General features: G+C 71.8%; 14 protein-coding genes and 1 tRNA gene. 12 read left to right on the forward strand and 3 right to left on the reverse strand.

The window, feature by feature from the left end:
- Positions 1 to 139: 139 nt before the first annotated feature.
- Entirely contained in the window at positions 140 to 721 is a 582-nt protein-coding gene (locus ACIBJF_RS34520) for a 5-formyltetrahydrofolate cyclo-ligase (RefSeq protein ID WP_399179739.1), read from the reverse strand.
- 133 nt (positions 722 to 854) lie between these two features.
- Here ACIBJF_RS34520 and galU point away from each other — a divergent pair, with 133 nt between their 5' ends.
- From galU to ACIBJF_RS34555, 7 genes are all read left to right on the forward strand, one after another.
- Positions 855 to 1,766 (forward strand): UTP--glucose-1-phosphate uridylyltransferase GalU, encoded by a 912-nt coding sequence (gene galU / locus ACIBJF_RS34525; RefSeq protein ID WP_351807274.1) that lies wholly within the window; start codon positions 855 to 857, stop codon positions 1,764 to 1,766.
- Complete coding sequence (glp, locus tag ACIBJF_RS34530; RefSeq protein WP_399179740.1) at positions 1,763 to 3,085, forward strand: gephyrin-like molybdotransferase Glp; 1,323 nt, start codon at positions 1,763 to 1,765, stop codon at positions 3,083 to 3,085. Before galU ends, glp begins: the two co-directional genes overlap by 4 nt.
- 137 nt (positions 3,086 to 3,222) lie before the next feature.
- Positions 3,223 to 3,735, forward strand: a complete 513-nt coding sequence (moaC, locus tag ACIBJF_RS34535; RefSeq protein WP_351807276.1) for a cyclic pyranopterin monophosphate synthase MoaC — start codon at positions 3,223 to 3,225, stop codon at positions 3,733 to 3,735.
- On the forward strand, positions 3,732 to 4,232 hold the full coding sequence (locus ACIBJF_RS34540; RefSeq protein ID WP_399179742.1) for a molybdenum cofactor biosynthesis protein B: 501 nt from the start codon (positions 3,732 to 3,734) through the stop codon (positions 4,230 to 4,232). The genes moaC and ACIBJF_RS34540 overlap by 4 nt, the downstream gene beginning before the upstream one ends.
- 20 nt (positions 4,233 to 4,252) lie before the next feature.
- Positions 4,253 to 4,876 (forward strand): GNAT family N-acetyltransferase, encoded by a 624-nt coding sequence (locus tag ACIBJF_RS34545; protein ID WP_399179744.1) that lies wholly within the window; start codon positions 4,253 to 4,255, stop codon positions 4,874 to 4,876.
- Positions 4,877 to 5,049: 173 nt separating this feature from the next.
- Positions 5,050 to 6,237, forward strand: coding sequence for a gephyrin-like molybdotransferase receptor GlpR (gene glpR, locus ACIBJF_RS34550; protein ID WP_399179746.1), 1,188 nt, complete (start codon positions 5,050 to 5,052; stop codon positions 6,235 to 6,237).
- A 91-nt stretch (positions 6,238 to 6,328) separates the two neighbouring features.
- Positions 6,329 to 6,402 (forward strand) — tRNA-Ala (locus ACIBJF_RS34555).
- Positions 6,403 to 6,451: 49 nt separating this feature from the next.
- On the opposite strand, the gene ACIBJF_RS34560 is transcribed toward ACIBJF_RS34555, so the two are convergent.
- Entirely contained in the window at positions 6,452 to 6,928 is a 477-nt protein-coding gene (locus ACIBJF_RS34560; protein ID WP_399179748.1) for a GNAT family N-acetyltransferase, read from the reverse strand.
- 79 nt (positions 6,929 to 7,007) lie between these two features.
- Between ACIBJF_RS34560 and ACIBJF_RS34565 the strand changes: the two genes are divergently transcribed.
- Positions 7,008 to 7,811 carry an exodeoxyribonuclease III gene (locus ACIBJF_RS34565; RefSeq protein ID WP_399179750.1) on the forward strand — a complete coding sequence of 268 codons (804 nt, stop codon included), beginning with the start codon at positions 7,008 to 7,010 and terminating at the stop codon, positions 7,809 to 7,811.
- Here ACIBJF_RS34565 and ACIBJF_RS34570 read toward each other — a convergent pair.
- Positions 7,808 to 8,428 carry a MerR family transcriptional regulator gene (locus ACIBJF_RS34570; RefSeq protein WP_399179828.1) on the reverse strand — a complete coding sequence of 207 codons (621 nt, stop codon included), beginning with the start codon at positions 8,426 to 8,428 and terminating at the stop codon, positions 7,808 to 7,810. The genes ACIBJF_RS34565 and ACIBJF_RS34570 overlap by 4 nt on opposite strands.
- Positions 8,429 to 8,629: 201 nt before the next feature.
- Here ACIBJF_RS34570 and ACIBJF_RS34575 point away from each other — a divergent pair, with 201 nt between their 5' ends.
- The 4 genes from ACIBJF_RS34575 (at position 8,630) to ACIBJF_RS34590 (ending at position 12,363) form a co-directional block, all read left to right on the forward strand.
- Positions 8,630 to 10,201 carry a flavin-containing monooxygenase gene (locus ACIBJF_RS34575; RefSeq protein ID WP_399179751.1) on the forward strand — a complete coding sequence of 524 codons (1,572 nt, stop codon included), beginning with the start codon at positions 8,630 to 8,632 and terminating at the stop codon, positions 10,199 to 10,201.
- The gene (locus tag ACIBJF_RS34580) at positions 10,198 to 11,163 is read left to right on the forward strand and encodes an alpha/beta fold hydrolase (protein WP_399179753.1); all 966 of its coding nucleotides are present in this window, start codon (positions 10,198 to 10,200) and stop codon (positions 11,161 to 11,163) included. Before ACIBJF_RS34575 ends, ACIBJF_RS34580 begins: the two co-directional genes overlap by 4 nt.
- On the forward strand, positions 11,160 to 12,044 hold the full coding sequence (locus tag ACIBJF_RS34585; RefSeq protein WP_399179755.1) for an SDR family oxidoreductase: 885 nt from the start codon (positions 11,160 to 11,162) through the stop codon (positions 12,042 to 12,044). Before ACIBJF_RS34580 ends, ACIBJF_RS34585 begins: the two co-directional genes overlap by 4 nt.
- 94 nt (positions 12,045 to 12,138) lie before the next feature.
- A complete protein-coding gene (locus ACIBJF_RS34590; protein ID WP_399179756.1) occupies positions 12,139 to 12,363 on the forward strand; it encodes a hypothetical protein in 225 nt (74 codons plus the stop codon).
- The last annotated feature ends 146 nt before the right edge of the window (positions 12,364 to 12,509 follow it).

Here is a 12,509-nt window from a genome sequence, read left to right on the forward strand (position 1 = left end):
GGGCCGGGGGGGTTCGCGCCAAGGGGGGCGCCCCCCCCCCCCCGCCCCCCCGGGCCCAAACCGCGGGCCCCCCCCCCCCCACCCCGCCCCCCCCCCCCCGGCGGGGGGGGGGGCCCGATCCGGTTTCCGGCCTGTCCCGTCAGGCGCCCGGGAAGCGGCGGACGCCGGAGGGCGTCACCACGGCGTGCACGGGCTTGTCGTGCGCCTCCGCCGGGACCTGCGCGACGACCTCCGTGTCGTACAACAGCACCACGAGCCGGGGGTGTGCGCCCGCGCGTTCCAGACGGGCCAGCACGCGGTCGTACGACCCTCCGCCGCGCCCCAGTCGCATCCCGCGCGCGTCGACCGCGAGCCCGGGCAGCAGGACGACGTCCGCGACCGTCACGGCGTCCGCGCCCAGACGCGCGCCGGAGGGTTCGAAAAGCGCCATTTTCCCGCCGTGTTGGACCCGCGCGAGGGAGCCCGGGCCGGCGTACTCGCCCCAGTCGAGGTCGTTGTCGGGCAGGAGCGCGGGCAGCAGCACCCGCACGCCCCGCGCGCGCAGTGCGTCCAGCAGCGCCCGGGTGCCGGGCTCGCTCCCCACGGAGACGTACGCCGCCACCGTGCGCGCGTGCGCCAGCTCGGGCAGCTCCAGGGCGCGCTCCGCCAGCGCGCGGCCCGTCTCGTCGACGTCATCCTCCGGCAACCTGTTCCTCACCGAGAGGAGCTCTCGCCGCAACATTCGCTTGTCAGGCTCGCTCGCGCGTCCGTCGTGTTCCACGGGTCGTTCTCGCACCCTTCTTGAATGCCGTCATAAAGGGTCAACCAACCGGAGCCACAGATTCCCCACAAAGGCACCGGATAAGGTTGCGGGCATGACTCAGTCGCACCCCAGGATCAGCAAGGCTGTCATTCCCGCAGCAGGTCTCGGCACCCGGTTCCTGCCGGCCACGAAGGCCACTCCCAAGGAGATGCTGCCGGTCGTCGACAAGCCCGCGATCCAGTACGTGGTCGAGGAGGCCGTGTCGGCGGGGCTCGACGACGTCCTCATGATCACCGGACGCAACAAGCGCCCCCTCGAGGACCACTTCGACCGCAACTACGAGCTGGAATCGGCGCTGGAGAAGAAGGGCGACGCCGAACGGCTCGCGAAGGTGCAGGAGTCGAGTGACCTGGCGACCATGCACTACGTGCGCCAGGGCGACCCCAGGGGCCTCGGTCACGCCGTCCTGTGCGCCGCCCCCCACGTCGGTCACGAGCCCTTCGCGGTGCTCCTGGGCGACGACCTGATCGACCCGCGCGACCCGCTCCTGCAGCGCATGATCGAGGTCCAGGAGCAGCACGGCGGCAGTGTGATCGCCCTCATGGAGGTCGCGCCCGAGCAGATCCACCTCTACGGCTGCGCGGCCGTGGAGACGACGGCCGACGGTGACGTCGTACGGATCACCGGCCTGGTCGAGAAGCCGGAACCGGCGGACGCCCCCTCGAACTACGCGATCATCGGCCGCTACGTCCTCGACCCGCACATCTTCGACATACTCCGCAAGACCGAGCCCGGCCGCGGCGGCGAGATCCAGCTCACCGACGCCCTCCAGCAGCTCGCGGCGGACGAGAAGGTCGGCGGACCGGTGCACGGCGTCGTCTTCAAGGGCCGCCGCTATGACACCGGCGACCGTGGCGACTATCTGCGTGCCATTGTCAGACTCGCGTGCGAACGTGAAGACCTGGGCCCGGACTTCCGGACCTGGCTTCGCAGTTACGTAGCCGAGGAGATGCAGCAATCTTGAGCAGCGCCGCGACCCGCCCCGCCGGCCCGGACGACCTGTGGTCGGTGGACGAGCACCTGGAGGACATCCTCTCGACCGTCCGCCCCCTCGAACCCATCGAGCTGCAACTGCTCGACGCCCAGGGCTGCGTCCTGGTCGACGACGTCACGGTGCCGGTGTCCCTGCCGCCGTTCGACAACAGCTCCATGGACGGGTACGCGGTGCGGGTCGCGGACGTGGCGGGCGCCAGCGAGGAGTTCCCGGCCGCCCTGGAGGTCGTCGGCGACGTCGCCGCGGGCGCGGCCCATCCGGTCCGGGTCGGCCCCGGCCAGGCCGCCCGCATCATGACCGGCGCCCCGCTGCCGCCCGGTGCCGAGGCCGTCGTCCCGGTGGAGTGGACCGACGGCGGGCTCGGCGAGGGCCCGGCGAGCGGGATGCGGGCGCGCAGCCTGGCCCCGGAGGGCGCCGAGGGACACGTGCGCGTGCACCGCCCCGCCGAGCCACGCGCGCACGTGCGCGCCAAGGGCAGCGACGTGAAGGCCGGTGACCGCGCCCTGGAGGCCGGGACGATCCTCGGCCCGCCGCAGATCGCGCTGCTGGCCGCGATCGGCCGCGGCACGGTACGCGTGCGCCCGCGCCCGCGCGTGGTCGTGCTGTCCACCGGCAGCGAACTCGTGCAGCCCGGCGAGGAACTGGGCCGCGGCCAGATCTACGACTCCAACAGCTTCGCCCTCACCGCCGCCGCGCGGGACGCCGGCGCCATCGCCTACCGGGTGGGCGCCGTCGCCGACGACGCCGAGACTCTCCGCTCCACCATCGAGGACCAGCTCGTCCGCGCCGACCTCATGGTCACCACGGGCGGGGTGAGCGTCGGGGCGTACGACGTCGTCAAGGAGGCGCTGTCGTACGCCGGCGACGAGGACGAGGCGGGTAGCGGCGTGGAGTTCCGCAAACTCGCCATGCAGCCCGGCAAGCCCCAGGGCTTCGGCTCCATCGGCCCCGACCACACACCGCTGCTGGCCCTGCCGGGCAACCCCGTGTCGTCGTACGTCTCCTTCGAACTGTTCGTCCGACCGGCCATCCGCACCCTGATGGGCCTCACGGACGTGCACCGGCCCCGTGTCCGGGCCACCCTGACGACCGACGAGGCGCTGCGTTCGCCCAAGGGGCGCCGGCAGTTCCTGCGCGGTGCGTACGGCGACGGCGAGGTGACCCCCGTGGGCGGCGCCGGCTCGCACCTCATCGCGGCGCTGGCGCACGCCGACGCGCTGATCGTCGTCCCCGAGGACGTGGAGTCCGTCGAGCCCGGCACCGAGGTGGAGGTCGTCCTGCTCGGCTGAGGCACGCGCGCGTGAGCGTGCGAGGGGCCCGACGGGGGTCCTGGGCCGGTGCCTGCGCGGACATGGCGGTACCGTGTCGCGCACAACAGGCCCGCGCACCGCACCGCGCCGGGCCCGGACCGGGAGCGGCACACAGCATGACTGAGTCTTTCCGGGGGGAGACCCCCGGACCCTCTGCGCAGGACGGACTGACGCACATCGACGAGGCGGGCGCGGCCCGCATGGTCGACGTGTCCGGGAAGGACGTCACCGCGCGCACCGCCCGCGCCAGCGGCCGTGTCCTGGTCTCGCCGCGCGTGGTCGAGCTGCTGCGCGGCGAGGGGATGCCCAAGGGGGACGCCCTGGCCACGGCGCGTATCGCCGGGATCATGGGCGCCAAGCGGACCCCGGACCTGATCCCGCTGTGTCACCCGTTGTCGGTGTCGGGTGTGAAACTGGACCTGTCGGTCGCGGACGACGCCGTGGAGATCCAGGCCACCGTGAAGACGACGGACCGTACGGGCGTCGAGATGGAGGCCCTCACCGCCGTGACGGTCGCCGCGCTCACCGTGATCGACATGGTCAAGGCGGTCGACAAGGGAGCGGTCATCACGGACGTGCGGGTGGAGCAGAAGACGGGCGGCAAGTCGGGCGACTGGAGCCGGGCATGACCTACCGGGCTCTGGTGGTCACCGCCTCCAACAGGGCTGCTGCGGGCGTCTACGAGGACAAGGGCGGCCCCTTGGTCGCGGACGGCCTGAAGAGCCTCGGGTTCGACGTCGACGGCCCGCAGGTGGTCCCGGACGGGGACCCCGTCGAGGCGGCCCTGCGCGCGGCAGTCGACGCCGGCTACGACGCGGTCGTCACCACCGGCGGCACCGGGATATCGCCCACCGACCGCACGCCCGAGGCGACCCGCGCGGTCATCGACTACGAGGTGCCGGGCATCGCGGAGGCCATCCGGGCGTACGGGCGCGAGAAGGTTCCCACCGCGGCGCTCTCCCGGGGCCTTGCCGGGGTGGCGGGCCGGACCCTGATCGTCAATCTGCCGGGTTCCACGGGCGGCGTGAAGGACGGCCTCGCCGTGCTGGAGCCCCTGCTGGTCCATGCCGTCGACCAGATCCGCGGCGGCGACCACCCCGGACCCAGCAGCGGGGGTGCGAGCTGAACAGCCCTTCCTGGCCTGTCGTGCTGGCGGACGGCGATGTCGTCCTCCGGCCGATAAGGCTGCGCGACCAGCGGGTCTGGCGCGAGGTGAACCGGCGCAACCGGGACTGGCTGCGCCCCTGGGAGGCGACGATTCCGCCGCCCACGCCGAGCGGGCCGGTCGCGCACCGGCCGACCTACCGCCAGATGGTCCGGCACCTGCGGTCCGAGGCCAACGCGGGCCGGATGCTGCCGTTCGTCATCGAGTACCAGGGGCGGCTCGTCGGCCAGCTGACGGTCGCGGGGATCACCTGGGGATCGATGTGCTCGGGGCATGTCGGCTACTGGGTGGACGAGGCGGTGGCCGGGCGCGGGGTGATGCCCACGGCCGTCGCGCTCGTGGTGGACCACTGTTTCCGCACCGTCGGACTGCACCGCATCGAGGTCTGCATTCGGCCCGAGAACCGGCCCAGCCGCCGGGTCGTGGAGAAACTGGGATTCCGCGAGGAGGGGCTCCGGCCGCGCTATCTGCACATCGACGGCGCCTGGCGCGACCATCTGGTCTTCGCGCTCACCGCGGAAGAGGTGCCCGACGGTTTGCTCGCGCGGTGGCAGCGGGCACGCTCCCAACAGCTGCGGCAGAAACCCCAGAGCACCGGAAATTGAATATGTGTTCGAAATTGATCGGTTGTTGACCGTCTCAGGGGCATTGAATTCCCACCTGGGGCGGTCCGCTGATCGCATGGGTCGCAAAAAAAGCTGGAAATATCAGCCGGATCGTGCGACACACCGACGCAATTGGCGGATGGCCTCATGCAAACCCCTCTACGGTGTGAGATGTGAGCAGCAGCGGCCTCATCTACGCAGTCATTGTCGGGGCCTGGGCCGCCTACTTGGTGCCGATGTGGCTCCGTAGGCAGGACGAGCTGAACGAGGCCCGTCCGACGGAACGCTTCAGCACCGCCATCCGGCTGCTGTCCGGACGGGCGGGAATGGAGCGCCGGTACGCCAAGGACCTGCGGGCACGCTCCGCCCAGGAGGGGGAGCCGGACACCGGCGACCCGGACGCCGTCACCGACTCGGTGGACGTCCGGGCCTTCGCCATGCCTCCGACCCGCCGTCAGGCGCCCGCCGACCCCGAACCCGAGGCGTCCGGGAGGACGGAACCGGCACGAGAACCCGACGCCGCTCCGGCGCGCAACTCCGGCTCCGTACCCGCGCAGAAGCGGGTGCCGTCCGCGCGCCAGGCGTCCTCCGCGCAGGCGGCCGCAGCACGCGCCCGGCGCTCGAAGGTCCTCGCGCGCCGCAGGCGCACCACCGTGGTTCTCTTCCTCGCCTTCACGCTGGGTGCGATCGTCGCCGCCGTCGGCGGGCTCGCCTTGCTGTGGGCACCCGCCGGGCCGGCCGTGCTGCTCAGCGCGTACATCGCCTACCTGCGCTCCCAGGAACGCCGTCGCTTCGCTTACCAGATGGACCGCCGGCGCGCCGAGATGGCCGCCCAGCGGCTGCGGGAGCGCGAGCGCCAGCCGCGCCGCCGCGCGCCCCTCGACGCGGGACCCGGCGCGGACGAATCGGAGGAAGCCCCTCAGGCCCAGACGGACACCGGGCTGGCCGCACTCGCCGCGGACCGGCGCGCCCTCGTCGAGCAGACGGACCACGCCGAGTGGGTCGACCAGCAGCGCGAGCGGCAGCGGCGGCCCGGCGGGGACAGCTGGGACCCGGTGCCGGTGCCCCTGCCGACGTACGTGACCGCGCCGGTCGCGCCCCGTGCCACGTCCGACGTGGATCTGGGGGCGCCCGACACCTGGAGTTCGGCGCGTTCCAGCTCGGTCGCGCCGGAGCAGGAGGCGAGCCGCACGCGGGAGCCCGGGGCGGACGAGCAGGCGCGCGCGTCCGGGGACAAGCCGGCCGGCGGCCGCAGTGACGCGCGCCGCACGGCCTCCGCGCGCCGGTCGCGCGAGCGCGGGCGCACCCCCCTGTTCGATCAGTACGAGGACGGCGACCGTCCGCGCGCGGCCAACGAGTGACGCCCGCCACACTTCCGGAAGACGCGCTGACCAGTCAGGGAGCGGATTTCCAAGCACCCCGATCGGGATGCTAAAGTTTCACTCGTTGCAAGGGCCTGTGGCGCAGTCCGGTAGCGCACCTCGTTCGCATCGAGGGGGCCAGGGGTTCAAATCCCCTCAGGTCCACGCAGCATGAAGCCCCAGTCGGCGAAAGCCGGCTGGGGCTTCATCGTGTCTACAGCTTCTTCGCGAAGCAGCGGCTCTCCTCGTGGTGGCGGTAGTAGCCGAACTTGGCGCACGGCTCGTAGCCGCCGGCGGTGTACAGGGCGATGGCCTCCGGCTGCTTGGTCCCGGTCTCCAGGACCATGCGGACACGGCCCGCCGCGCGTGCGTCCTCCTCCAGGGCGGCGAGGATCCGGCGGGCCAGGCCGCGGCCGCGCATCTCCGCTATGACGAACATCCGCTTCAGCTCGGCGTCGCCGTCCTCGTTGCCCTCCCCGTTGCGATCCTGGCTGCGCCAGCCCCCGGAGGCCACGGGGCGGTCGAACTCGTCGTACGCGATCAGATAGACGCCGTGGGGCGGGTCGAAGTCCGTCGTGTCGAGGACGGTGGCGTCGCCGTCGTCGCCGTACCGCTCGGCGTACTCGGCCTGGACCTCGTCGTTGAGCTTCACGGCGTCGGGGTGATCGAAACGAACGCGGCGTATATTCATGCTGGGTATCGTACTTCTATGCAGTCGGTGGGGCCTCGGGCTTTGAGAGCTCCGACCAGTGTGCCGGTATCGTGCCGGGGTGCTGACTGTGACCTCGGTTAATGTGAACGGGCTGCGAGCCGCCGCCAAGAAGGGCTTTGTGGAGTGGCTCGCGCAGACTGAAGCGGACGTCGTCTGCCTGCAGGAGGTGCGCGCCGAGCCGCACCAGCTGCCCGAGGAGGTGCGGCAGCCCGACGGCTGGCACGTCGTGCACGCCCCCGCCGCCGCCAAGGGCCGTGCGGGCGTCTCCCTCTACACCCGGCGCGAGCCCGACCGCGTCCGGGTCGGCTTCGGCTCGGCCGAGTTCGACGGCAGTGGCCGCTACGTCGAGGCCGACCTGCCCGGCGTCACGGTCGCCTCCCTCTATCTGCCCTCCGGCGAGGTCGGCACCGAGCGCCAGGACGAGAAGGTCCGCTTCATGGGCGAGTTCCTCGCTCACCTCAAGACACTGCGCGAGCGGGCCGCCGCCGACGGGCGCGAGGTGGTCGTCTGCGGCGACTGGAACATCGCCCACCAGCAGGCCGACCTCAAGAACTGGCGCGGCAACACCAAGAACTCCGGCTTCCTGCCCGAGGAACGGCAGTGGCTCGGGCAGGTGTTCGCGGCGGAGGACGGCGGCTACGTCGACGTCGTACGGGCCCTGCACCCGGACGTCGAGGGTCCGTACACCTGGTGGTCGTACCGGGGGCGGGCTTTCGACAACGACTCGGGTTGGCGCATCGACTACCAGGTCGCCACGCCCCATCTCGCCGGGAAGGCGGTCAAGGGCTTCGTCGAGCGCGCGGCCACCCACGCCGAGCGCTGGTCCGACCACGCGCCCGTGACGGTCGTCTACGACCTCTAGTCCCGCTTGCTGATCCGCCGGTCCAGCGCCAGCGAAAGTTCCGCCTCCACCACGCTCCGGGCCAGCGGGCGCAGGCGGTGGAGGTCCTCCTCGGGGGCGTGGCGGAGGACCAGGTCGGTGAAGAGCGCGGCCAGGGCGTCGGCGTGTTCGCGGACGCGGGCGCCGGCCGTGAGGACCTCGGCGAGCGGGATGCCCTCGCGGACCAGGGCGGAGGAGACGTCCAGCAGGCGGCGGCTGATGTGGACGATCTCGTCGCCGTCGGTGCCCAGATAGCCCAGTTCCATGGCGGCGGCGAGGTTCTCGGGGGTGACCTCCCCCTCGAAGCGGGCGGCGAGTTCCTCCGGGGTGAGGCGGACCGGCTCCTCCTCGGTGGGGGTGCCGACGCCGACCAGGTCGGCGACGTTGCGGCCCTGGTCGAGGGCTTCGGCGAGTTCCGCGATGCCGTTGAGGGTGTGGCCGCGTTCCAGTAGCGCGGCGATGGTGCGCAGACGGGCCAGATGGTGGTCGTCGTACCAGGCGATACGGCCCTCGCGGCGGGGCGGCGGGATCAGCTTGCGCTCGCGGTAGAAGCGCAGCGTGCGCACGGTGATGCCGGCCAGCCGCGCCAGCTCCTCCATGCGGTACTCGCGCCGTGCCCGCGGCCGTACCTCCGGGTGTTCCGCCGGGTGTTCTGCGTCCTCTGCCACGCCCGCAGCCTATGTTGTACCGCCGGTAACTTTCCTTCCCCCGACCCCTACCGCTCGGTACGGAGCTGCTCTACAGTCCCACTGCGCCAGTGTTCACTGGCAGAATCCAAGGCGATGCGTGGAGGCTTCGGGATGGCCGAGCACGAGCATGTACGGGTGGCGGTGATCGGGTCCGGGTTCGGCGGCCTGGGGGCCGCCGTGCGGCTGCGCCGCGAAGGGATCACCGACTTCGTCGTCCTGGAGCGGGCGGACAGCGTCGGCGGCACCTGGCGGGACAACAGTTACCCGGGGTGCGCCTGTGACGTGCCCTCCCACCTGTACTCCTTCTCCTTCGCACCCAACCCCGAATGGCCGCGCACCTTCTCCGGGCAGGAGCACATCCGCGCCTACCTGGAACACGTCACCGACCTCTTCGGACTGCGCCCGCACATCCGCTTCGGCTCCGAGGTCAAGCTGATGAGCTGGGACAACGACAACCTGCGCTGGAACATCGAGACCACGCGCGGGTCACTCACCGCCGACGTGGTCGTCTCCGCCACGGGGCCGCTGTCCGACCCGAAGATCCCCGAGATCCCGGGCCTGGCGTCCTTCCCGGGCAAGGTGTTCCACTCCGCCCGCTGGGACCACGACTACGACCTGCGCGGCAAGCGCGTCGCGATGATCGGCACCGGCGCCTCCGCCATCCAGATCGTGCCCTCCATCCAGCCGCGGGTCGGCCGGCTCACCCTCTTCCAGCGCACCCCGCCCTGGGTGATGCCCCGCATGGACCGCGCCATCAGCGGTGCCGAGCGCCGGCTGCACCGGTTCGTGCCCTTCACCACCCAGCTCAGGCGCGGCCTGCTGTGGGGCATCCGGGAGCTGCAGGTCCAGGCGTTCACCAAGCACCCCGACGAACTCGGCCTGGTCGAGCAGCTCGCCAAGCGCAACATGGCCCGCGCCATCAAGGACCCGGCCCTGCGCGCCAAACTCACCCCCGACTACCGCATCGGCTGCAAGCGGATCCTGCTGTCCAGCGCGTACTACCCGGCGCTGGCCAAACCGAACGTGGACGTCGTCGCCAGCGGGCTCAGCGAGATCCGCGGATCGACCGTCGTCGCGGCCGACGGCACCGAGACCGAGGTCGACGCGATCATCTTCGGTACCGGCTTCCACGTCACGGACATGCCGATCGCCGAGCGCGTGGTCGGGGCGGAGGGCATCACCCTCGCCGAGTCCTGGAAGAACGGCATGCAGGCGCTGCGCGGCGCCGCGGCCGCCGGTTTCCCGAACTGGATGACGATCATCGGACCCAACACCGGCCTCGGGAACTCCTCCATGATCCTCATGATCGAGTCCCAGCTGAACTACATGGCCGACTATCTGCGGCAGCTGGACGTCCTCGGCGGCCGTACGGCCCTCGATGCCCGGCCCACGGCCGTCGAGGACTGGAACCGCAAGGTCCAGGAGCGCATGAAGCGCACCGTGTGGAACACCGGCGGCTGCACCAGCTGGTACCTGGACGCGAGCGGCCGCAACACCACCATCTGGCCCGGTACGACGTCCGAGTTCCGGCGCACGACCCGGCGGGTGGACCTGGGGGAGTACGAGGTCATCCGCAAGACCGGCAAGACCGACGGCAAGCCGGCCGGTACGGCCGTGCAGAAGGCCGGTACGGCCGTGGAGAAGACGGTGGCCGCCGTGCCGCAGAGCGAGGGCGCCGCATGAGCCGGCTCGCCTCCGTGACCCCCGGACCGTACGCACCGCCCACCCCTTCCCGCGAACTCACCGTCGTCTCCGCCGACGGCGCGCGGCTGCACGTCGAGGTGCACGGCCCCGAGAACGCGCCACCCGTCGTCCTCTCCCACGGCTGGACCTGCTCGACCGCCTTCTGGGCGGCGCAGATACGGGATCTGGCGACCGACCACCGTGTGATCGCGTACGACCAGAGGGGGCACGGGCGCAGTCCCGCGAGCCCCGCGTGCACCACCCACGCGCTGGCGGACGACCTGGAGGCGGTGCTCGCGCAGACGCTCACGCCCGGAGAGAAGGCGCTGATCGTCGGCCACTCCATGGGCGGGATGACCGTCATGGCCGCGGCCACGCGCCCCCGCTTCCGTGACCACGCCGCCGCCGTCCTGCTGTGCAGCACCGGCAGCTCGCGACTGGTGCCGGAGGCGCGCGTGGTGCCGCTTGGCGCCGGGCGCGTGCGCACCTGGATCACCGGGCGCATTCTCGGCTCGCGCGCCCCGCTCGGACCGGTCACGCCGGTCGCGATGCGCATCCTCAAGTACGCCACCATGGGCGCCGGTTCGGCACCGCACATGGTGGAGGCGTGCGCGCGGATCGTGCACGCCTGTCCGCGCGCCGTACGTCACGCCTGGGCGCGTGTGCTCGAGGCGCTCGATCTCGACCACGGCGTACGGGAGTTGCACGCGCCCACCGCGATCGTGCACGGCGCGTCCGACCGGCTCACGCCCCCCGTGCACGCCCGCGCGCTGGTCGCCGCGCTGCCGCACTGCGTCGGCCTGACCGAGCTGGCAGGCGTGGGCCACATGACCCCGATCGAGGCTCCCGACCTGGTGACCAGGAGGATCCGGGAACTCGTCACCGCATACGTCACCGTCACGGGAGCCGATCCCGCGGACGAGCACGGTTCCACCCCGGCGCAGATCAAGGAGGGCGCATGAGCAGGGTCAGCCTCGAAGGACAGGTCGCGGTCGTCACCGGAGCGGCACGCGGTGTCGGTGAGCTGCTGGCGCGCAAGCTCTCCGCGCGCGGCGCGAAGGTCGCGCTGGTCGGCCTGGAGGAGGAGGCGCTCAAGGACGTCTCCTCGCGCCTGCACAGCGACAGCGCCTACTGGTACGCCGACGTCACCGACCACGAGACGATGAGCCGGGTCGCGCAGGAGGTGAAGGCGCGGTTCGGGAAGGTCGACATCGTGGTCGCCAACGCCGGTGTGGCGACGGGCGGTCCGTTCGTCGACTCCGATCCGCAGGCCTGGCGGCGGGTGATCGAGGTCAACCTGATCGGTTCGGCGGTGACCGCGCGGGCGTTCCTGCCGGTGCTGGTGGAGAGCCGGGGCTATCTGCTCCAGGTCGCCTCGCTCGCCGCGATCACGCCGGCGCCGATGATGACGGCGTACTGCGCGTCCAAGTCGGGCGTGGAGGCGTACGCGCACAGTCTGCGCGCCGAGGTCGGCTACCAGGGCGTGCGCGTCGGTGTCGCGTACCTGTCCTGGACCGACACCGACATGGTGCGCGGCGCCGACCAGGACGAGGTCATGCGCGAGCTGCGGCAGCGGCTGCCGTGGCCGTCCAACAAGACCTACCCGCTGGGGCCGGCGGTGGACCGGCTGGTCGCCGGGATCGAGCGGCGCTCGGCGCATGTGTACGGGCAGTGGTGGCTGCGCGGCATGCAGGGCGTGCGCGGTTATCTGCCGGCGCTCATCGGGACGGTCGGGCAGCGCGAGATGAAGCGGTTCGCGCCCCGTCTTCAGGGGATGCGCTCCGGACTCGTCGGTGCAGGTGGGGCGGCCGACGAGGCTGCGCGCGCTACGCACCGTGACTGATCCACATGCGTTCCGTGGTCGCCCGTGTGAATCTGGTCGAGGCCCCACTGAGGGGCCGAATTCTCCACCTCACCCACCACGGGAGTGAACCCACATGGGTATGAAGGACAAGGCCAACGACTGGCAGGAACAGGGCAAGCAGAAGCTCGGCGAGGCCCGTGAGCGGGCCGGCCAGCGTGGCCAGCAGCAGCCCCCGCGTGGTCAGCAGCAGCCGCAGCGTGGCCAGCAGCAGCCCCAGCGCGGTCGCGAGAACATGCGCGACATCGAGGACACGGAAGCGGAGATGGAAGACCGCTTCGACCGGGACTACGACGCGTAGCCGCTGCGTTCGGCTTCGGCCGGTTCGGCGTGGGGCGCCCTTCTTCGTGGAGGGTGCCCTGCGCCTTTGTCCGGGGGCGTTTCGATGCTTTGGCGCGTACGGCTGCGTGGGGGCTTGTCGCGCAGTTCCCCGCGCCCCCCAATTGC

It is taken from the genome of Streptomyces sp. NPDC050743 (assembly GCF_044456925.1).
Lineage (GTDB): Bacteria > Actinomycetota > Actinomycetes > Streptomycetales > Streptomycetaceae > Streptomyces.

What these genes read in the sequence shown, in the direction of transcription:
- ACIBJF_RS34520 (WP_399179739.1), bottom strand. Translation starts at nt 721, where the DNA reads ATGTTGCGGCGAGAGCTCCTCTCGGTGAGGAACAGGTTGCCGGAGGAT.
- galU (WP_351807274.1), top strand. Translation starts at nt 855, where the DNA reads ATGACTCAGTCGCACCCCAGGATCAGCAAGGCTGTCATTCCCGCAGCA.
- moaC (WP_351807276.1), top strand. Translation starts at nt 3,223, where the DNA reads ATGACTGAGTCTTTCCGGGGGGAGACCCCCGGACCCTCTGCGCAGGAC.
- ACIBJF_RS34540 (WP_399179742.1), top strand. Translation starts at nt 3,732, where the DNA reads ATGACCTACCGGGCTCTGGTGGTCACCGCCTCCAACAGGGCTGCTGCG.
- ACIBJF_RS34560 (WP_399179748.1), bottom strand. Translation starts at nt 6,928, where the DNA reads ATGAATATACGCCGCGTTCGTTTCGATCACCCCGACGCCGTGAAGCTC.
- ACIBJF_RS34570 (WP_399179828.1), bottom strand. Translation starts at nt 8,428, where the DNA reads ATGGAGGAGCTGGCGCGGCTGGCCGGCATCACCGTGCGCACGCTGCGC.
- ACIBJF_RS34575 (WP_399179751.1), top strand. Translation starts at nt 8,630, where the DNA reads ATGGCCGAGCACGAGCATGTACGGGTGGCGGTGATCGGGTCCGGGTTC.
- ACIBJF_RS34580 (WP_399179753.1), top strand. Translation starts at nt 10,198, where the DNA reads ATGAGCCGGCTCGCCTCCGTGACCCCCGGACCGTACGCACCGCCCACC.
- ACIBJF_RS34585 (WP_399179755.1), top strand. Translation starts at nt 11,160, where the DNA reads ATGAGCAGGGTCAGCCTCGAAGGACAGGTCGCGGTCGTCACCGGAGCG.
- ACIBJF_RS34590 (WP_399179756.1), top strand. Translation starts at nt 12,139, where the DNA reads ATGGGTATGAAGGACAAGGCCAACGACTGGCAGGAACAGGGCAAGCAG.